At 63.2% G+C, this 19,890-nt stretch carries 17 protein-coding genes; 9 read left to right on the top strand and 8 right to left on the bottom strand.

The window, feature by feature from the left end; genetic code table 11:
- The 3 genes from ACFQ95_RS00005 to ACFQ95_RS00015 form a co-directional block, all read left to right on the top strand.
- Positions 1 to 762, top strand: a 762-nt coding sequence (locus ACFQ95_RS00005) for a branched-chain amino acid ABC transporter permease (protein WP_422828734.1), incomplete at its 5' end; no start/stop codon positions are given.
- Positions 763 to 772: 10 nt separating this feature from the next.
- Positions 773 to 1,558, top strand: coding sequence for an ABC transporter ATP-binding protein (locus tag ACFQ95_RS00010; RefSeq protein ID WP_422828735.1), 786 nt, complete (start codon positions 773 to 775; stop codon positions 1,556 to 1,558).
- Between the two features lie 2 nt (positions 1,559 to 1,560).
- On the top strand, positions 1,561 to 2,304 hold the full coding sequence (locus ACFQ95_RS00015; protein ID WP_422828736.1) for an ABC transporter ATP-binding protein: 744 nt from the start codon (positions 1,561 to 1,563) through the stop codon (positions 2,302 to 2,304).
- Positions 2,305 to 2,421: 117 nt separating this feature from the next.
- Here ACFQ95_RS00015 and ACFQ95_RS00020 read toward each other — a convergent pair whose 3' ends face one another.
- Together ACFQ95_RS00020 and ACFQ95_RS00025 are read right to left on the bottom strand one after the other, a co-directional pair.
- Positions 2,422 to 2,733 (bottom strand): DUF4148 domain-containing protein, encoded by a 312-nt coding sequence (locus ACFQ95_RS00020; RefSeq protein WP_422828737.1) that lies wholly within the window; start codon positions 2,731 to 2,733, stop codon positions 2,422 to 2,424.
- Positions 2,734 to 2,991: 258 nt separating this feature from the next.
- Positions 2,992 to 3,882 (bottom strand): AraC family transcriptional regulator, encoded by an 891-nt coding sequence (locus tag ACFQ95_RS00025; protein WP_422828738.1) that lies wholly within the window; start codon positions 3,880 to 3,882, stop codon positions 2,992 to 2,994.
- A gap of 46 nt (positions 3,883 to 3,928) precedes the next feature.
- Between ACFQ95_RS00025 and ACFQ95_RS00030 the strand changes: the two genes are divergently transcribed.
- From ACFQ95_RS00030 to ACFQ95_RS00045, 4 genes are all read left to right on the top strand, one after another.
- On the top strand, positions 3,929 to 5,230 hold the full coding sequence (locus ACFQ95_RS00030; protein WP_422828739.1) for an MFS transporter: 1,302 nt from the start codon (positions 3,929 to 3,931) through the stop codon (positions 5,228 to 5,230).
- A gap of 285 nt (positions 5,231 to 5,515) precedes the next feature.
- Positions 5,516 to 7,684, top strand: coding sequence for a TonB C-terminal domain-containing protein (locus ACFQ95_RS00035; RefSeq protein WP_422829213.1), 2,169 nt, complete (start codon positions 5,516 to 5,518; stop codon positions 7,682 to 7,684).
- Positions 7,685 to 7,858: 174 nt separating this feature from the next.
- Complete coding sequence (locus ACFQ95_RS00040; RefSeq protein ID WP_422828740.1) at positions 7,859 to 8,449, top strand: Csu type fimbrial protein; 591 nt, start codon at positions 7,859 to 7,861, stop codon at positions 8,447 to 8,449.
- A 65-nt stretch (positions 8,450 to 8,514) separates the two neighbouring features.
- Positions 8,515 to 9,123 carry a Csu type fimbrial protein gene (locus ACFQ95_RS00045; protein WP_422828741.1) on the top strand — a complete coding sequence of 203 codons (609 nt, stop codon included), beginning with the start codon at positions 8,515 to 8,517 and terminating at the stop codon, positions 9,121 to 9,123.
- Positions 9,124 to 9,139: 16 nt separating this feature from the next.
- Here ACFQ95_RS00045 and ACFQ95_RS00050 read toward each other — a convergent pair whose 3' ends face one another.
- Both ACFQ95_RS00050 and ACFQ95_RS00055 read right to left on the bottom strand, forming a co-directional pair.
- Positions 9,140 to 9,919, bottom strand: coding sequence for an HPP family protein (locus ACFQ95_RS00050; RefSeq protein WP_422828742.1), 780 nt, complete (start codon positions 9,917 to 9,919; stop codon positions 9,140 to 9,142).
- A gap of 75 nt (positions 9,920 to 9,994) precedes the next feature.
- A complete protein-coding gene (locus tag ACFQ95_RS00055; RefSeq protein WP_422828743.1) occupies positions 9,995 to 10,837 on the bottom strand; it encodes a hypothetical protein in 843 nt (280 codons plus the stop codon).
- Positions 10,838 to 10,897: 60 nt separating this feature from the next.
- Between ACFQ95_RS00055 and ACFQ95_RS00060 the strand changes: the two genes are divergently transcribed.
- Positions 10,898 to 13,423 carry a UvrD-helicase domain-containing protein gene (locus ACFQ95_RS00060; protein WP_422828744.1) on the top strand — a complete coding sequence of 842 codons (2,526 nt, stop codon included), beginning with the start codon at positions 10,898 to 10,900 and terminating at the stop codon, positions 13,421 to 13,423.
- A 219-nt stretch (positions 13,424 to 13,642) separates the two neighbouring features.
- Positions 13,643 to 13,858, top strand: coding sequence for a hypothetical protein (locus tag ACFQ95_RS00065; protein ID WP_422828745.1), 216 nt, complete (start codon positions 13,643 to 13,645; stop codon positions 13,856 to 13,858).
- Here the strand turns inward: ACFQ95_RS00065 and ACFQ95_RS00070 are convergent, their stop codons facing one another.
- The 4 genes from ACFQ95_RS00070 to aspT (ACFQ95_RS00085) all read right to left on the bottom strand — a co-directional run bounded on the left by ACFQ95_RS00070 (position 13,859) and on the right by aspT (ACFQ95_RS00085) (position 19,791).
- Positions 13,859 to 14,467 (bottom strand): histidine phosphatase family protein, encoded by a 609-nt coding sequence (locus ACFQ95_RS00070; RefSeq protein WP_422828746.1) that lies wholly within the window; start codon positions 14,465 to 14,467, stop codon positions 13,859 to 13,861.
- Between the two features lie 78 nt (positions 14,468 to 14,545).
- Positions 14,546 to 16,312: a bifunctional aspartate transaminase/aspartate 4-decarboxylase gene (locus ACFQ95_RS00075; protein ID WP_422828747.1), complete on the bottom strand. Its 1,767-nt coding sequence runs from the start codon at positions 16,310 to 16,312 to the stop codon at positions 14,546 to 14,548.
- Between the two features lie 49 nt (positions 16,313 to 16,361).
- Positions 16,362 to 18,047 (bottom strand): aspartate-alanine antiporter, encoded by a 1,686-nt coding sequence (aspT, locus tag ACFQ95_RS00080; protein ID WP_422828748.1) that lies wholly within the window; start codon positions 18,045 to 18,047, stop codon positions 16,362 to 16,364.
- 55 nt (positions 18,048 to 18,102) lie between these two features.
- A complete protein-coding gene (gene aspT / locus ACFQ95_RS00085; RefSeq protein WP_422828749.1) occupies positions 18,103 to 19,791 on the bottom strand; it encodes an aspartate-alanine antiporter in 1,689 nt (562 codons plus the stop codon).
- Positions 19,792 to 19,890: the final 99 nt, after the last annotated feature.

A 19,890-nucleotide genomic window follows, 5' to 3' on the forward strand; every position in this document is an offset into this window, starting at 1 on the left:
GGGGCCGGGCTGGCGGGTTTGTTTGGCATTCTGCTGGGCGCGCCCACACTCAAGCTGCGCGGCGACTACCTCGCCATCGTGACGCTGGGTTTTGGTGAAATCATCCGTGTGTTCCTGAACAACCTGGACCACCCGTTCAACATCACCAACGGCCCCAAGGGCATCAACCAGATCGACTCCATCAAGTTTTTTGGCATCGACCTGGGCAAGCCGCTGAGCCTGGGCAGCTTCGAGCTGCCTTCGGTGACGCTGTACTACTACCTGTTCCTGGTGTTGGTGGTGGTCAGCGTGGCGATCTGCCATCGCCTGGAGCTGTCGCGTATCGGTCGCGCCTGGATGGCCATCCGTGAAGACGAAATCGCCGCCAAGGCCATGGGCATCAACACCCGCAACATGAAGCTGCTGGCGTTCGGCATGGGTGCCACGTTTGGTGGTGTGGCCGGCACGATGTTTGCGGCCTTCCAGGGCTTTGTGTCGCCCGAATCCTTCAGCCTGATGGAGTCGGTGATGATTGTCGCCATGGTGGTGCTCGGCGGTATTGGCCACTTGCCTGGTGTGATTCTGGGCGCCGTGTTGTTGTCGGCCCTGCCCGAAGTGCTGCGCTACGTGGCAGGCCCGCTGCAGGCCATGACCGGCGGCCGTCTGGACGCCGCCATCCTGCGCCAGTTGCTGATTGCACTGGCCATGATCATTGTGATGCTGGTGCGTCCGCGCGGCCTGTGGCCAGCGCCGGAACACGGCAAATCGCTGTCGCGCAAGTAAGGAGCACAACATGAGCGAAAACAAGCAAAAAGATGTTGTTCTCAATGTGAGCGGCATTTCCAAGCGTTTTGGCGGCCTGCAGGCGCTGAGCGACGTGGGCCTGCGCATCGAACGCGGCCAGGTGTATGGTTTGATCGGCCCCAACGGCGCTGGCAAGACCACCTTCTTCAACGTGATCACCGGTCTGTACACGCCCGACAGCGGCAGCTTCGAGCTGGCTGGCAAGCCCTACAAACCCACGGCCGTGCACGAGGTGGCCAAGGCTGGCATTGCGCGCACCTTCCAGAACATTCGCCTGTTTGCCGACATGACGGCCCTGGAGAACGTGATGGTCGGCCGCCACATCCGCACACATTCGGGCCTGCTTGGCGCCATCTTCCGCAGCCCCGGCTTCAAGGCCGAGGAAGCGGCGATTGCCAAGCGCTCCCAAGAACTGCTGGACTACGTGGGCATTGGCAAATTTGCCGACTACAAAGCCCGCACGCTGAGCTACGGCGACCAACGCCGCCTGGAAATCGCGCGTGCGCTGGCCACCGACCCGCAACTGATCGCGCTGGACGAACCCGCCGCCGGCATGAACGCCACCGAGAAGGTGATGCTGCGCGAACTCATAGACCGCATCCGCAAGGACAACCGCACCATTCTGCTGATTGAGCATGATGTGAAGCTGGTGATGGGCTTGTGTGACCGCGTCACCGTGCTCGACTATGGCAAGCAGATCGCCGAAGGCAACCCGGCCGACGTGCAGAAAAATGAAAAGGTGATCGAGGCCTATCTCGGCACCGGAGGACACTAGAAATGACAGTGAACAACAGTAATAGCGGCTCCAGCCCCGTGCTGCTGCAGGTTAAAGGCCTGCAGGTGGCCTACGGTGGCATCCAGGCCGTGAAGGGTGTGGACTTTGAAGTGCGCGAAGGTGAACTGGTCTCGCTGATCGGCTCCAACGGCGCTGGCAAAACCACCACCATGAAGGCCATCACCGGCTCGCTGCCGTACGTTGGTGGCGACATCGAGTACCTGGGCAAGAGCATCCGTGGCCAGGGCGCTTGGGATTTGGTCAAGCAAGGCCTGGCCATGGTGCCGGAAGGCCGTGGCGTGTTTGCGCGCATGACCATCACTGAAAACCTGCAGATGGGCGCCTACGTGCGCAACGACAAGGCCGAGATCAACAAAGACATAGAGAAGATGTTCACCATCTTCCCGCGCCTGCGTGAACGCAAGGACCAGCTGGCCGGCACCATGTCCGGTGGTGAACAGCAGATGCTGGCCATGGGCCGTGCGCTGATGAGCCGCCCCAAGGTGCTGCTGCTCGACGAGCCGTCCATGGGCCTGTCGCCCATCATGGTCGACAAGATCTTCGAAGTGGTGAAAGACGTCTACGCCCAAGGCGTGACCGTGCTGCTGGTGGAACAAAACGCCAGCCGTGCACTGGGCATTGCCAACCGCGGCTACGTGATGGAGTCGGGCATCATCACCATGAGCGGCGACGCCAAGCAGATGCTGAACGATCCCAAGGTGCGCGCGGCTTACCTCGGCGAATAACGCCCCTTAAAGCGCAATGCAAAACCCCGTGGCCTCTATGCAGGCCACGGGGTTTTTTTGTGGGTGGTCGCTGTTTACCGCACTCGACAGCATCCACCGGTTTTCTGGCCGACAGGCTTATTCCTTGGGCGTCTTCAGGCTGCCGCCATTGGCGCTTCTGGCGGCGGCGGTTTCGTTCTTCACTTCGGGGCGGGTCTTCTTTTCGCCGGCATTGGCCATGGCGCCACTGGGGTTGGCATTGGCGTTCTGGCTCAGTTCGCCTTGTTTCTTGGCCTGGGCGGTATCGGCCTTCACATCGGCCCGCGCCTTGGGTGTGGTGACCTCAGGTGTGGCCTTGGGCAAAGCGGCGTCACGTTGTGCGAAAGCGCTGGTGGCACAGGTGGCCGCAATGGCCACGGCAGCGATTGAAAGTGATTTGGATAACTTCATGATGGTTCCTTTAGCAGTCGAAGAAGCGGCAACAGAAACATTGATGCCATCTTCCAGCGCCGCCGGGGCTGGAGAATGACGCTAAAACTCGGCGGATCTTGCGATCCGGCTGTTGAGATTTTTTAGCTCGACAGGTTCAGCACGTTTGGTGAAACGCACACTGCATTTTTGTTTTTGCGGGCGCTGATGCGCTGTAGGCGATGGCCGCCTCACGCCGTGGGTGGCAGATGCCGTGTGAGCGTCGTCGATCGGGGCGCGTTAGGCTTCAGGCCGTCCGGCGAACTGGCTTGGTGGCTGGCCCATGGCGGCTTTGAACATGGCTGAAAAAGCGCTGTCGCTGGCGTAACCACTGGCGGCCGCCACCTGGCTTACCGGCAGGCCGCGTGCCAACATGGGCAGGGCATGGGCCAGCACGGCTTGCTGGCGCCACTGCTGGTAGCTGGTGCCCAGTTCATCGCGGAACAGGCGCGCCATGGTGCGTTCGCTGGCGCCTACGTCGGCGGCCCAGTCGGCCAGGTTGGTGCGTGCGGCCGGGGCGCGCAACACCGCTTCACACAGGCCGCGCAGGCGTTTGTCGCCACCCATGACGGGCGGCAGGGGCACACCCAGGGACTGGATGTCCGCGTGGGCGATCTCGTCGCAGACCAGGGTGGTCAATGCAGCGTAGCGTGCATCGTGTGTGTGGTCTGCCGGCTTGGCGGGGGTGTCGAGTGAGTGGATCAACTCACGCAGCAGCGGCGACACCATGATCACGCGGCAACTGTGCCACTCGGCCGGGATCACGCTGGCGTCTATGTACAAGGTGCGCAACTCTGCGCGTTCCAGCATGTAGATGTTGTGCAGCGCGCCGGGCGCGATCCACACCGCACGCGAGGGCGGCACGATGTAGGTGACCTCGCCGGACGGCGGCTTGGCGGCGGATGCCGGGTTTTCTGCGTTGCCGCCGCACATCACCTGCAGCACGCCGGTGGCGCAGTAGGCTAGTTGCGCCCAGGCATGGCGGTGCGGCTCGAAATGTGTGTCCGCCGGCATGGTGCGTGCACGCACCCGCACCGGGCGCTCGGGCGTGGGCATGAAGGGGTCGGTGTCACCCACCGGTGTGAAGCTGTGGGCGCGCTGGTTTGAAAAGGCGGCGTGGCGGTTTTGCATGGCGATGGAGGTTTGTTTTGGCTGAAATTCGCTAAAACATGTCTTTTTGCCGTATTTCAGAAAATCGCAACAATACTACGATGCCGCCATGACCGCAAAGACCCTTTCCCCTCAGGCCACATTGGCCAACCCCGTGAGCTTGAAACAAGACGCCAGCGTGATCGGTTTGGTGGGCGCTGCCCACCTGGTCAGTCACTTCAGCCAATTGCTGCTGGCACCGCTTTTCCCTTGGCTCAAAGAAGCCTTCAACGCCAGCTATGCAGAACTTGGTTTTCTGATGTCGGTGTTTTTTGTGGTGTCTTGCGCGGTGCAGATGGCTTCGGGATTTGTCGTCGATCGCTTTGGCCCACGCCCGGTGTTACTGGGCGGGCTGGCGTTGTTGGGCCTGTCGGCGCTGGGTTTTGCGGCCAGCAGCAGTTATTGGATGCTGGTGGCGGTGTCCATCGTCGCCGGCATTGGCAATGGCGTGTTCCACCCTGTGGACTACACCTTGCTGAACCGCAAAGTCAGTGGCCCGCGCCTGGGCCATGCCTACAGCGTGCACGGCATCACCGGCAATCTGGGGTGGGCGCTGGCGCCGGCCATGCTGGTGCCGCTGGCCATGGCGTTTTCCTGGCGTGTGGCCCTGGTGGCGGCTGCAGGTGTGGCGTTTTCGGTGCTGGCGCTTTTATGGATCAAGCGCGACAAGCTGGCCCTGCCGCCCGCAGCCGCGCCACAAAAAGGCGGCCCGGCGGCCATGGAGGGCGGGAATTTTGGTTTTCTGCGCATTCCGGCGGTCTGGGTTTGTTTCGCCTTTTTCTTCTTCTACGCCATGGCCTTGAGTGTGGTGCAGGCCTTTGCACCAGAGGCCGCACGCCATTTGCACGATGTGCCAGTCTCCTTGGTGGCCGCGTGTTTGACCATCTACATGCTGGGCAGCGCCGGTGGCATGGTGCTGGGCGGCTTTTTGGCGGCCGACCCGCAGCGTTGTGAACGCATTGTGGGCACCGGCCAGGGTGTGGCGGCGGCCTTGGCCCTGGTGCTGGGATTTGCCACGCTGCCGGGTGTGGCGGTGCCGGTGTTGTTTGGCCTGATGGGTTTTGCCGCCGGTGTGGCCGGTCCTTCGCGCGACCTGATCGTCAAACGCTCCACGCCCGCCAACGCTTCGGGGCGGGTTTATGGCGTGGTGTATTCAGGGCTGGACATTGGGCAAGCCGTCTCGCCGCTGGTGTTTGGCAGCTTGATGGACCATGGCCAGTACCATGGTGTTTTCATCGGCCTGGCGCTGGTGCAGGCGGTGCTGATCGTGACCGCGTTCAACGTGCGTAAGGCACGCAAAACGGTGGAGCCTTCGGCTCTGGCAGCGTAGGCGCTGCGGTTCTTTCCGGCAATATGTGGACTGCGTGGCCGGCATGTGGCTGGTGGCGGTGGCAGGCCGACAAAGTCGCGTTGATTTGCGGCTGGTAAGCCCCAACAGCGGCTACATTCGTCGCTGCATCACATATTCCTGGCGCTTCTGACGGGCGGCCGGGCCAGCCTAGCCGTGTCCACAGAAGCCCTATCAGTTCCAACTAACAGTCAGTGGCCCGGTCCCCACACGCGTTATGGGCGTGAGAGGCTGCCGCTGGGCTTATGGATCTCTGTGTTGTTCCATGTGCTGCTGCTGAGCCTGATGTTTGGCGGGCAAGAGGGTGGCCTGCCGGGTTTCGGTTTTCCCTGGCAGGAGCGGCGCGGCGAGGTGCCCGCTGTACCCGGCTTGCGTGTGGTGCTGGACGCGGCCGCAAGCGCACCCACGGCCGGCGCTGAGTCGGCTGCAGATTCTGCCCCTGCGCGGGATACGGCCGCGGGCGCAGCCGTAACGCCGACCGCGCCATTGCAGGTGGCACGGGCCGTGCCGCCGCCGGCTGCAGCCGTTGCCGCAGCACAGCCGCCTGTTGCGAACACGCCGCTTGCCCAGGCCGAGCCAGAGGCTCTTGCCGCAAAACCCACAGATGACGGGGCTCTGACCGTGCCAGCCACATCGGCGGTATTGGCGGCAACACTCGAAGCCGAGCAGCGAGAAGCTGAGCGCCAGGAGGCCAAACGTCAGGAAGCGGCGCGCCTGGAGGCGGAGCGCCGTTTGGCTGCGGCGGAAGAGGCGGCACGGCAGCAGGCCATGGTTTTGGCCGACGCCGCAAAAACAGCTGAAGCCGCACGGGTTGCGGCAGCGCGGATCGAGGCTGAGCGTCAGGAAAACATGCGGCAAGCCGCGGCGCAACAACAGGCGGCAGAACTGCAGGCGGCGCAACTGCGGGCGGCGCAGCAAGAAGCCGCAGAACAAGAACTCGCACGACGAGTGGCGGAGAGACAAGAGCTGGCACGTCAAGAGGCCGTGCAGCAACAGACCGCACGCCAGGAGGCCGTGCAACAAGAGATCGCACGCCAGGAGGCTGTGCGTTTGGCTGCGGAAAAGGTCGAGTTGGCGCGTGTGGAAGTTGAACGTCAGGACGCGGCGCGTCAGGCCATGGCGCGGCAGCAAGCCGAGCAGGCCACACGTGCGGAAGCCGTGCGTTTGGAGGCTGTGCGGGTAGCGGCCGTACATGCAGAAGCTGCGCGTGCGGAAGCTGTGCGTGCCGAGGCTGCGCGTGTTGAAGCCGAACGTCAGGAAACGGCTCGCCAGGACGGCGTGCGCCAGCAAGCGGCCTTGGTCGAGGCCGCGCGGCGCGAGGCCGCGCGCGAAGAAGCAGCGCGGCTAGAAGCCGCACGTTTGGAAGCCGAACGCCAAGCCGCAGCAAGGCAGCTGGCCGCGCAGCAAGAGGCGGCGCAACAGGAAGCCGTACGCCAGGAAGCTGCAAAGGCTGAAGCCGTGCGGGCCGAAGCTGTAAGGGCCGAGGCGGCAAGGGCAGAAGCTGCACGGCTGGAGAGCCAGCGTCTGGATGCCGTCAAGGCCGAGGCTGTGCGGGCCGAAGCAAGCCGGGCCGAAGCTGCGCGACTGGAGGCCGAGCGCCAAGAAGCTGCACGGCAGGCCGCTGCGCGACAACAGGCCGCGCAGCAGGAAGCGGCGCGTCAGGAGCTTGCCAAGGCCGAGGCCGCACGGGCTGAAACCGCCCGGCTGGAGAGGGAGCGTCAAGAGGCTGCGCAGCAGGCCGCTGCCCGGCAACAGGCCGCGCAACAAGCAGCACAACAGGCAGCACAACAGGCAGCGCAGCAAGAAGCCGCTCGCCAGCAAGCCGCAGCAGCCGAAGCCGCCAGAGCGCAAGAAGCGGCACAGCAAGAAGCCGCGCGTCAGGAGGCTGCACGCCAAGAGGCGGCGCGTCAGGAGGCTGGACGTGCCGACGCCGCCAAGCAAGATGCGGCGAAATTGGCTGCCGAGCAAAGGGAAGAGCGGCGTCGTGCCATGGGGCGGCAACTCAACGAGGAAGCCGATCGACGTGCAGCGGCAGCGGCTGCGCGTCCATCACCGCCATCCACGCTGCCCTCGTCGTGGAGCAGCGCGCGGCGCGGCCGCATTTTTGGCCGCAGTGATGCCAACCAGGAACTGGTGTTGTACGCCGAGGCCTGGAGCCGCAAGATCGAACTCAACATGACCATAGAGTCGGTGCGCGACGCCGCCAAGTCGCCATACACCGATCCGGTGGTGATGGTGGCGGTGCGCAGCGACGGCTCGGTCGAGTCGATCAGTTTTGTGCGCTCCAGCGGTGTGCCAGCGCTGGACGAAGCGATCCGCGGCGTGGTGCAGAGCCAGGCCAACTATCCGGCGTTTTCGCCGGTGTTGGCGCGCGAGTTTGACGTCATCGAGATCCGCCGCACCTGGCATTTTGACGTCGCGATACGTCTTTATTGATAGCGCACTGCGCCCGCCGCGTATGCCGTGACGCGGCATGGGCTTGCGTTTTTGGCCTTGAGTCGACTCCGGCGGGCGGCCCACAGATGCCGTCAGAGTTCACGTTTGCGTCACGATGTTTTGGGTGCCCAAAACCACAATTCATTCCATCGCAACACACACCGAAAGATGGACATGAAGATCAGCACCAAGATTTCCGCCGCCGCCACCTCTGCAGCAATGGCGCTTGTTCTGGGCATGACCTCTTTCGGCGCCCAGGCCGCTGGCAACATGGCCGGCCAGCTGAACGCGCAAATGGTGCTGCAAGCCGGTTGCTACATCAGCGGTGCATCGAATGCCGGCAGCAGCGGTGTGAACCTGGGTACGCTGGACTTCGGCTCCCAGCCCAGCACCTTCACCGGTGTGTTGACGGCCAACGCCACCGGCGGTGTGGGCGGTGCCGGTGCCACACAAATCGTGTGTTCGCCGGATGTGACCGCGTTGACCGTATCGGTCAGCGGCGGCAACAACGCCGGCCAGGGCGGCAGCGTAGGCACGGGCTCACGCGCCATGAAGCTGGGCAGCAGCTACCTGCCGTACGAGGTGTACAGCGACGCCGCCTTGACCACCGCCTATCCCGCCAACGCCACGGCTTTGGGCGTGACGCTGCCCGGCACCGGTGCGGCCGTGACCCTGCCGGTTTATGGCCGCATCAACAAGACCAGCACCAACGGCATGACCTCCGGCACCTATGTGGACACCCTGCAGGTGACGCTGGCCTGGTAAGCCCTTCTCGCCCTATATTCTGAGTATTGAGCCGCAGCCAGCTAAACGATTGAAGGCGTGTGCAAATGAAGACCAGCTACAAATTTTCCATGACGGCCACGGCGACCGCCACGGTGACCAGTACCGCGATTGTTTTGGGCCTCAGCCTGGCCAGCTTGCGTGTGGATGCCGCCGGCAACATGGCGGGCCAACTGAACACACAAATGGTGCTGCAGCCAGGCTGCTACATCAGTGGTGCGGCGAATGCAGGTAACACCGGGGTGAATCTGGGCACACTCGACTTTGGCGCCCATCCCAGTACCTTTGCCGGGGTGTTGACCACGGGCGCCACGGGTGGTGTGGGCGCTGCGGGGGCAACGCAGTTGGTCTGTTCGCCAGACATCACATCGCTGACGGTGTCCGTCAGCGGCGGCAACAACGCGGGGCAAGGCAGCAGCGTGGGCACGGGTTCGCGGGCTATGAAACAAGGTAGCAGCTACTTGCCTTACGAGGTCTACAGCGATGCGGCATTGACCAACGCCTATCCGGCCAACGCCACGGGCCTGGGTGTGTCCCTACCCGGCACGGGCGCGCCCGTGACCTTGCCGGTGCATGGCCGCATCAACAAAACCAGCAGCAACGGCATGCCCTCTGGCACTTATGTGGATGTGTTGCAGGTGACGCTGAGCTGGTAAGCCGGTTGTTCTGGCTTCAACCCCACACATCCAGCGGCGGGTCGCCCGCCACGGCGCGCAGTATGTCGGAGCGCGAGACAAAACCAATCACATAACCCCGGTCGTCAACCACCGGCAAGCCAGGCAGTGCGGTGTCCAGCAACGCCCGGGCGACGCGGCGAATATCGGTGTCTCCCGAGACGCTGGGCACAGGCGTCCACATCAGGCTTGAGACCGGCTGGGCCATCAACACATCCCAATCGGCGGGTGTAGAAACCTCCGCGTCTTCTGCTGGCGCAGCGGGCGTAGGTGCTGCGGCGTCAGCATCGGTCTCGGCACTAGCAATCGCGGCCGACACCCGGTGCGGCCGGAACAAATCTGCGCGCAGCAGCAAACCACACAAATGCTCATCCTTGTCGACCACGGGCACTTGGCCGAGGTGTTTGCGCGCTAGCAGCTTGGACGCATCTTCCAGCGACATGTCCATCGACACGGTGACCGCTGGCTGGGTCATTAACTGGTCCACCCGGTCGAGCGGCTGGCGCGGCGTGTCGGGTTGGCTGGTTTTCATGTAGGCCGAGACGGCGTTGCGCGCGGTGTCCAGCATGGGTGGCGGCGCGGGAGGCTGGGCCAGCGCATCTTGTGCTGCCGGTGGTGTGCCTTGCGGTAGCAAAAAGCGGTCGGGGTCGCGCGGCAAGTCCTGGTCATTTGGCTCAATGCGCCGCAGGCGCGCCAGCGCGGTCACCTGTTCGATGTAGCGCAGTTGCTCTGCTGAACCGGTGTAAACCCGGCCGGTAACGCCATAGACCGAAAACATGTTCTTTCCTTCCTGGGCGGCTTACCGCACTGTCATTTCAAAGCAGCTACTTTTTAACGCCTTCTAGGGCCTGACTCATTTGCAGCGTGATGCCGCCGCCGCCAACACCCGGCCCTCGGCATCTTGCACCCAGCCGACCACGCCCAAGCGATCCGGGTTGGCGCCAGTGGGCACGTTCAGCGGGCGCGACTCGATCAAGCGCAGCACTGCTGATTTGGCTACCACGCCATTAGCGTCTTTGGCTTTTTCGGCGTTTTCGGGCGCCCAGTCCAGCACTAGCGCATTGCGTGCCAGGCGGCGCTCTATGGGCGAGCCCTCGGCGCCGGCGGGCACGCTTTCGGTCAGCACCAGCCAGGCGGTCCATGGAGCGGCGCGATGTTCTGCGGTGGTTTCTACAGGCTTTTTCGGCAGCGCAGGCAGGGGCTTGAGTTCAATACTCGCGCCGATGTAGCCGCCCAGGGCCAGGCCATGCGCCACGCGGAGCTTGGCGGGGGGTGTTTTTGCCGGGTTTGATGCGCCGGGGGCAGCCCAGCTTTTGGGTGTTTGCACCGGGCGCTGCAGTAGCAAGGCCTCATCGCTGGGTGGCCTGTTTTGCCCCAGGGTTTGCAAGCGGGTGTCGGCATCACGCAGCGCGGCAGCCGAAAGCGGTGCCTCATCACCCTGGGGGCTGGGGGTGATCCAGTCCAGCGCCAGTGCCCGTGCGGGCAGCTTTGCCGTGACGGCGGGTGAGGGCGCGCCCCAGCATTTCTCGCAATCGGCGCTGATGAAGCGCTCCACCAGCACGGCGGGTGTGGGCTGGCCGTCGCTGGCACACACGGGCGAACGTACGTCCTGGGCCTGGGCAAGACCAAACGACGCGCCGAGCAAAGCCAGGGCGAGGGACGGGATGGGAAACTGGTGGGGCTTGGACGTGCGCATAAGAAAGGATATCAACTGCGTGTGCGTCGGGCACTGCATGGGGGTTTCTACAATCGGTGCATGTTCTCAGCAAATCCCTCCCCACGCATCCCTGCTTCCCCCGAAAACTCTCCGCTGCTGAAGGGCTTGAACGAGGAGCAACTGGCCGCCGTCACCCTGCCGGCCGAGCACGCGCTGATTCTGGCCGGTGCCGGTTCGGGCAAAACCCGCGTGCTCACCACCCGTATCGCCTGGCTGCTGCAGACCGGCCAGGTGTCGCCCGGCGGTATTCTGGCCGTGACCTTCACCAACAAGGCGGCCAAGGAAATGATGACCCGGCTGGGCGCCATGCTGCCGGTGAACGTGCGTGGCATGTGGATTGGCACCTTCCACGGCCTGTGCAACCGCTTTCTGCGCGCGCATTACAAGCTGGCCAACCTGCCGCAGTCGTTTCAGATTCTGGACACGCAGGACCAGCTCAGCGCCATCAAGCGGCTGATGAAGCAGTTCAACATCGACGACGAGCGTTTTCCGGCGAAACAAACCCAGTGGTTCATCAGCGGCTGCAAGGAAGAGGGCCTGCGCCCGGCCATGGTCGAGGCGCGCGACGCCGAGGCGCGCAAAAAGGTCGAGATCTACCAGTTGTACGAAGAGCAATGCCAGCGTGAGGGCGTGGTCGACTTCGGTGAACTGATGCTGCGTTCCTACGAGCTGCTGCGCGACAACGACCCGGTGCGTGAACACTACCAGCGGCGCTTTCGCCACATCCTGATCGACGAGTTCCAGGACACCAACACGCTGCAATATGCGTGGATCAAGATGCTCGCCGGTTATGGCCCCGAGGACATGGCCTCGGGCGCGGCCGAGCGCCACCAGCCCGGCAGCGTGCTGGCCGTGGGTGACGACGACCAGAGCATCTACGCCTTCCGTGGTGCACGCGTGGGCAACATGACCGACTTTGTGCGCGAGTTCAAGGTCACGCGGCAAATCAAGCTGGAGCAAAATTACCGCAGCGGCAGCAACATCCTGGATTCGGCCAATGCACTCATCAGCCGCAACAGCGCGCGCCTGGGCAAAAACCTGCGCACCGACCAAGGCCCGGGTGAGCCGGTGCGTGTGGTGGAGAGCAGCCGCGATTTTGACGAAGCCCAATGGCTGGTCGACGAGGTCAAGCAACTGGTGCGCGACGACCACCCGCGCAAGGAAATTGCGGTGCTGTACCGCAGCAACGCGCAAAGCCGGGTGATTGAAACCGCGCTGTTCAACGCTGCCGTGCCCTACCGCGTGTACGGTGGCCTGCGCTTTTTTGAACGCGCCGAAATCAAACACGCACTGGCCTATCTGCGCCTGTTGGAGAACCCGCGCGACGACACCAGTTTTTTGCGCGTGATCAACTTCCCGCCACGCGGCATTGGTGCGCGCAGCCTGGAGCAATTACAGGACGCCGCACGTGAAGCCGGTTGTGCGCTGCACGACGCGGTGAGCACCCTGAGTGGCAAGGCCGGCGCCAACATGAGCGCCTTTGTGGCCAAGCTCGACGTGCTGCGCGAGCAGACCGATGGCGCCACGCTGCGCGAAATCATTGAGCTGGTGCTGGAGCACAGCGGCCTGGTGGAGCACTACAAGGCCGACCGCGAAGGCGCCGACCGGCTGGAGAACTTGGCCGAACTGGTGAACGCCGCCGAGAGTTTTGTGTCGCTGGAAGGTTTTGGCCGCGACGCCGTGGCCCTGCCGGTGGACGAACACGGTGGCGCGGCCGCCGCCATGCTGAGCCAATCGCCCGCCAGCCAGGGCCTGGACCCGAACCTGGCGCCGGCCGATCTGGCCCCCGGCTACATCGACCAGGACAGCGGCGAAACCCTGTCGCCGCTGGCGGCATTCCTGACGCACGCCGCCTTGGAGTCCGGCGACAACCAGGCGCAAGCTGGGCAGGATGCGGTGCAGCTGATGACCGTGCACGCGGCCAAGGGCCTGGAGTTCGACTGTGTGTTCATCACCGGCATGGAAGAGGGCTTGTTCCCGCACGAAAACTCGCTGTCCGACCGCACCAGCTTGGAAGAAGAACGCCGCCTGATGTATGTGGCCATCACGCGTGCGCGTAAACGCCTGTACCTGAGCTTTTCACAAAGCCGCATGCTGCACGGCCAAACGCGCTACCACGTGCGCAGCCGTTTCTTTGACGAGCTGCCCGAGGGCGCGTTGAAGTGGATCTTGCCCAAGCAGGCCGGCTTTGGCTCGGGTATGGGTTCGGGCATGGGCGGTGGCAAGAGTGGCGGCTATGCTGGCAGTTCCGGCTCGGCTTGGGGCGGCGGCTACAACTCAAATTCAGGAGCATCTTCCGCAGGCTACAAGAGCGGTGGAGGCGGTTTTCCTGCTAGACCTCTCAAAGATGCCCCCGACTTCGGCGGTGGCCCCGTGCCGCCACAAAAAGCCGCACCCGCGCACGGCTTGCGTGTGGGCATGAAGGTGTTCCACAACAAGTTTGGTGAAGGCAAGGTCACCACACTGGAAGGTGCTGGCGACGACGCACGTGCACAGATCAACTTCCCACGGCATGGGGTGAAATGGCTGGCGCTGAGCGTGGCTAAGCTGACGCCGGTCGATTAAGCCTGTCTCCGTCTATTGGCGCCCACTGAGCCGGCACTTTGTGTGGGCCTCAGTTGGCAGCCATAAAAGTTGTGCTCCTTGTACTGACCATGCTGCTGACCGGGCTTCGCGGAACTACTTAGGTACAAGCGCTAGCACGCGAGCCACTCGGAAAGTCCACAGTTCGCACACAATTTGGTACAAAAAAACGACCCTCCGAGTAGCGAGCGAGACGGTTTTATGCAAAGTAATAAATTTGTAAAGTGGCGTTTGGCAGTCATCGCTATCGCCTGTGTGGTTGCTTATTACCTGCCCAGGGGCGACGAGGACGGTGATCTCGCCAAAGACAACAGCAGCATTTCTGTGAAGTGCGCTGCCGACGGCCAAGCCAAGAATACGAAGAATGTCTCTCGCGCTTCCGCGCCGAACCGAGAGGATGATTGTTCGCAAGTCTGATCAAGCTGACGCCGCTGGATGGAGCACGTCGATCGGTGCCCACCAAGCCGACACTTGCGGCGGCGCCAGTTGGAATCGATAGAAGTTGCCACCGCCATTCGGCGGCTGGTCCCAGCGCCGGCTGATCACTTCGCCCGCCAGCTGGCAGTACAGCAGCGTGCCCACGGCGCCATGCGACACGATGGCAATGGTGCCGCTTGTGTCATCTGCCAGGCTTATCGATTCAACCGCACGGCAGATGCGCGCCTGGGCTGCGGCGGCGGTTTCCCAGCCGCGTACCGAGGTATCGGGCTGGGCGAAAAACTGATCGGCGACTTTTTCGAATTCATCGGGCGGCAGAAAGCCCGTGGCGGAGCGGTCGTTCTCGCCCAGCGCGTGCAGCGTGGTGTAGCCGAGTCTGAGATGCTTGGCCAGAATCTCGGCGCCGTCCATGGCCTTTTGTTCGGTGCTGCAGTACACGGCTGAAATCTCCGGCACCCAGGGCTGGGCCAGAGAGGCGTGCATACGTGCCCGGCCAAGTTCGGACAGCGGCCATTGCGGCACGGGCACGCTGGGGCTGAGCACCACGTTGGGGTGGCTGATGAAGATGAGTTGGCGCACGTGTGTCATCGTCTTCTGCACCCGGGCCCTGCTGCTGGTGAGGCAACCGGGCCCGGGTCATATAGCAAGGCTTACTTCAGGCAAGGCTTACTTCACGGCTTTCTTCGCCGCCTTTTTGCTGGCGCTTGGGGGCGCGGTTTTGACGGCTTTCTTCGCGGGCTTGGCTTGTGCCACCGGATTGCCCTCGGCCGCGCGCGCATCTTTCCAGGCATTCACGTAACGCGGCGCCAGTTCGGCCAGGTGGGCGCCGATCTGGCGGTAGGCGGCGTCCGGCAGATTCGCCAGCGAGACACGCACCGACCAGCGTGGGCCGCCGAAGCCGCCGCCGTCCATCAGCACGACGGAGAAACGTTCGGCCAGGCGGAACAACAGGTCCACAGACTCAAAGTTTTCCTTCAGGTAGGCCGCGAAATCCGGGCCGTAGTGGGCTTCGGCCCAGACCATCAGGTCCAGCTCTACGTAGTAGCCGGCCTGGTGCGGAATCACCGGCTGCGGGACGCCCAGGCCTTTCCACAAGTCTTTCAGGCGGCGCTGCACTATGGTCTGGGTGAGCTTCTTGTAGCGGTTCTTTTTGTCGGCGAGTGCAAACAACGAAAACAGCGCCATCTGGCACTGCTGCGGCAGCGACAAGCCAGCCGTGTGGTTCAGCGCCACAGAGCGGCTGTCGGCCACCATGCGGTCGATGAACTTGATCTTCTCGGGTGTGAGCGAGATGCTGCTGTAGCGGCGATTCAAGGCTTTTTGCTTGGGCAGTGGCAGCTCGGTGAGCATGCGGTCGAAGATGTTTTTCTCATGTACCGCAATCACGCCCAGACGCCAGCCGGTGCAACCGAAATACTTGGAGTAGGAATACACACCTATGGTGTTTTGCGGCACCTCGGCCATCAGCGAGCGGAAGTTGTCGACAAAGGTGCCGTACACGTCGTCGGTGATGACGATCAGGTTGGGGTTGTCGTTCTTCACAATGCTGGCGATGCGCTTGAGGGAACGTGGCGACATGGTGACCGATGGCGGGTTGCTCGGATTCACCAGGAAGAAGGCCTTGATGCTTGGGTCGCGCAGTTTGTCGATCTCGGCATCGGGGTACTGCCACACGTGGCCGATATTGCCTTCCTGCAGGCTGTTCGAGGCATCGATGCGCACCACCTTGAAGGCATAACGATCGAGTTCCGGGATCTCGATATAGGGCGTGAAGGTCGGCACGGCGAGTGCGATGGTGTCACCCTTCTTGAGCAGGCCGTTGGTCTCCAGCGAATCGAAGATGTAGCACATGGCGGCGGTGCCGCCTTCGACCGCAAAAATGTCGAACTTGCCGCGTGGCGGCTTGTTGTCGCACATCTCCTGGTCGAGGTAGGCCTGCACCACCTTTTCGGTGTGCACCAGCATGCGGTCGGGTACGGGATAGTTGTCGCCTATGACGGCATCGACCAACTCATGCACAAAGGCATCGGCTTCGAACTTCAGTTCGCGTATGCCATAGTTCACCATCTGTCCCAATGCGGCGGCGCCGGGCGCCTTGGCGTGGGCTTTCAGGTAGGCCGTGAGGCGTTTGGCTATGCCTGCTTTGCCGGGCATGCCGCCCAGGTCGGGGGCGGTCCAGATGCGTTCCGATTCGGTGATGGCGAACTGGCCCAGCAGGAAAAACGCGTTGCGCGGCGTGGTGGCAATCCAGTTGGGGTTGCCACGCCCGGCGTTGAGCAGCGCGTAATTGCCCTGGCGGGCGTTTTCATTGGACAGCGTGATCAGCGAGTCTTTCAACTCAAACGGGCTCAGCGACAGCAACTCGCGTTGTGTGGCGCGGCTGGATTTGAGTGGACGCAGGCGCTGCGCGCTGGCGGCTTTGGAAATTGCCATGGTTTCTCCTCGAATGGTTCTAGGGATGAAAGTGATTGAAAGGGGCGAATCAGGAAAGGCCGATGATCAGCGGGCCCAGCAGCGTCAACAGCACATTGGCCATGGCGTAGGTCACCGCAAACGGCACCGTAGGTACCGAGCTGCCGGACTTGCCGAGAATCTCGCCAAACGCCGGGTTGGCGCTGCGCGAGCCGGAGAGTGCACCAGCGAGCACCGCGGCGTTGTCGTAACGCAGCACAAAGCGGCCAAACAACATGGTCAACAGCAGTGGCACGACGGTGACGATGACACCCGCCACAAAAATCATGACGCCGCTGGTCTTGATGGTCTCCACCGCCTGCAGTCCGGTGTTCAAGCCCACGATGGCGACGAACGAGGCCAGGCCAAAGTCGCGCAGCAGGGCGCTGGCTTCGCTGGGCATGGCGCCAACCATTTGGTGTTTGGAGCGCGCCCAGCCGAACAGCAGACCCGAGAGCAGCGCGCCGCCACCCGAACCCAGGGTGAGTGGAATGCCGCCCACGTGGGCCACCAGCATGCCGACCAGCAAGCCGACCAACACGCCCAGGCCCATGTAGACGAAGTCGGTCTTGCCATCGTCGGCCAAGGGGTAGCCTGCGGCCTTGACGGCGCGCAGTGTGTCGCGGTCCGAGCCGTAGAAGGTAATCACGTCGCCGTGTTCGATCACGGTGCTGGGCAGCACCGGCAGCGGTTGGTCGGCGCGGGTGATGCGCTGGATGTAGAGGCCGTGTCTGAGATCGCGGTCCACGGCCTCGCGCACCTCGGCAATGGTCTTGTGGTTCATGCCTTTGCGCGTGAACACGGCTTTGCGCGAATGCATCACAAAGCTCAGGCTGCCGGACTCGGGCAGCTCGGTGCCTATGCGGCTGGCCAGGTCGACCACGCTGTCGCGGCGGCCCACGACCAGGATTTCGTCGCCGTTTTGCAGCACGTAGTCCGGTGTGGGGTCGACCACCTCGGTGCCGCGGCGCAGGCGCTCAATGGTGAAGTTGTCGGCGCCCGTGCCTTCCACCTGGCGCACGGTCTGGCCGCCCAGGTGTTCCATGCGGAAGATGCGTCCTACCAGCGGCGGCAAGGCAGCGCTCTGACCGGGGCCCAGCTTGGGTGCGCCGCCAGACAGTTTGGCTTCGACTTCAAGCGAGGCTGTGCGCAGGTCCTTGCCCATGAACTTTTCCAGAATGTTCACACATACCACGATGGCGCCGAAGGAGCCAAAGATGTAGGTCACGGCGTAGCCCACGGCGACGTTGCCCTGCAAGCGTTTGGTTTCTTCGGGCGACAGGCCAAGCTGCGCGATGGCGTCGCCCGCCGTGCCTATGATGGCCGACTGCGTCATGCCACCGGCGGCCAGGCCCGCGGCCAGACCTTTGTCCAGGCCGAACAGCCGCGCCACGATCAGCACGGTGACCAAGCCGGCTAGCGCCATGAACACCGCCATGGCGATTTCGCGCAGGGCTGTGCGGTTCAGCGAGTTGAAGAATTGCGGGCCGCTTTCATAACCCACGGCATAGATGAACAGCGCAAACATGATGGACTTCACGCCGTTGTCGATCTGCACGCCGACCTGGCTGATGATCACTGCGGCGATCAGCGATCCGGCCACGCCGCCGAACTGAAACTTGCCGAACTTGATCTTGCCGAAGGCATAACCTACGGCCAGCGACAAGAACAGCGCTGCCTCCGGGGATTTTTGAAAAATATGGTGCAACCACTCCATGAAGACTCCTTAAAAATATGGATTGCGGCCACGTGCCAACACCTGGCCGCCAGTTTCAGCCAGCGGTCGTAGACGCCAGCGCGACGAAAATCGGCCCCGCCAGTGGCAGCAGGACGTTGGAGATGGCGTAGGTGACGGTGTAGCCAATCATCGGTGTGCTGTTGCCCGCATCGTTCACCAGCGCACTGATGGCCGGTGTGCTGACGTGCTGGCCGGCAATCGCGCCCAGCAGAATCGGCGTCTCGATCTTCAGAAAATGCCCGATCAGCAGCGACACACACGCTGGAATCAATGACACAGCAATGCCCATCAAGGGTAGCTTCCAGCCGTATTGGGCGATGAGCTTGAAGGCATCCGGCCCGGCGGCCAGACCCACAGACACAATGAAGGTCGCCAAGCCAAAGTCCTTGATGATCTCGGCCGCCGACGATGGCAACGCGCCCAGCACCGGCCATTGCGCGCGGCCCCAGCCGAACAACAGGCCCGCGACCAGACAGCCGCCGCCCGTGCCCAAGGTGAGGTTGGCGCCGCCCACATTCAGGCTTAACGCGCCTATCGCCATGCCGGCCAGAATGCCCACGCTCAGCATCACAAAGTCGGTTTTGTGCTCGGGCGCCGTGCGCAAGCCAATCACGTCGGCGGCGCGCTGCACGGCGCGCTCGGCGCCGTAAAGCGTGAGCACGTCGCCGCGCTGCAGTGTGGTGCTGGGCAGGGCCGGCAGCTCTTTGCCAGCACGTGTGATGCGCGTGACCCAGACGCTGCGGCGCAGCTGCGGATCGGCGCGTTCGCCCAATTGGCGCAAGCTCAGGCCGTGTATGCGTTTCAGTGTCAGTATGACTTGCTGCTCGACCATGGGCACGCCCAGCGGATCGCTGGCGATTTCCTCGCCCACGTCGGCAACCGCGTGGATCACCGCCGCGCGCGGGCCGACCAGCAGCAACTCGTCGCCGGCTTGCACACGGGTGTTGGCGTCGGGTGTCAACAAGGCACCGGCGCGGCGTATGCGCTCTATGCTGACCGCATGTGCGTGTTTGCTTTCAAAGCTGCCGACCGTGGCGCCGGCAAGTGCTCCGGGGCGCGACAAGCGGCCCACCACCAGCGGCGCGGCACGGCTGGTGCCGGGTTCATGTTGGGCCTCGCCACTCATGTTTTCCCACAACTTGTCGGCTTCTTCGCGCAAGTTGATCTTCAGCAGCCAGGGCACGACCTGCGTGGTGAAGAGCACGATGGACACCAGCCCGAAGAGATAGGTCACGCTGTAGGTGGTGGCCACGTTGGACTGCAGGCGTTCGATGTCGGCGGGTGAAAGTGCGAGCTTGGAGATGGCCTCGCCAGCCGTGCCCACGACGGCCGATTCGGTGGCCGCACCGGCCATCAAACCAGCGGCTGTGCCGGTGTCCAGCCCAAACCACCACACACCAAAGAGTGCCAGCAGCGTCACCACGATGGCTTCCACGAACGACAGCAGTCCCACCCGCCAGCCGCGTGCGATGTTGGCGAAAAACTGTGGGCCGCCGGTGAAACCGAGCGCAAAGATGAACAGGCCGAAGGCGATGTTTTTCAGATCGTTGGGCAGACGCACGCCCGATTGGCCGAGCAGCAAGGCGATCAGCAACGAGCCGCAGATGCCGCCGAGTTTGAATTGCCCGAAACGAATGGCGCCCACCGCAAAGCCTGCGGACAGGCAAATGAACAGCGCGATCTCGGGGTGGGCACGCAGTAACGCGGCAAAACTATCGAGCATTGGCCGTTCCAGCTGCGCCCACCCGGCCGCACGGCAAACGCTGCGCGAGATGCGTCCAAAAAGTGGAACGTATAGCTTTCATTCACCATCCCTCCATGA

Origin of the sequence: Variovorax sp. HJSM1_2 (assembly GCF_049316285.1) — a bacterium.
Classification (GTDB): Bacteria; Pseudomonadota; Gammaproteobacteria; order Burkholderiales; family Burkholderiaceae_C; genus Rhodoferax_B.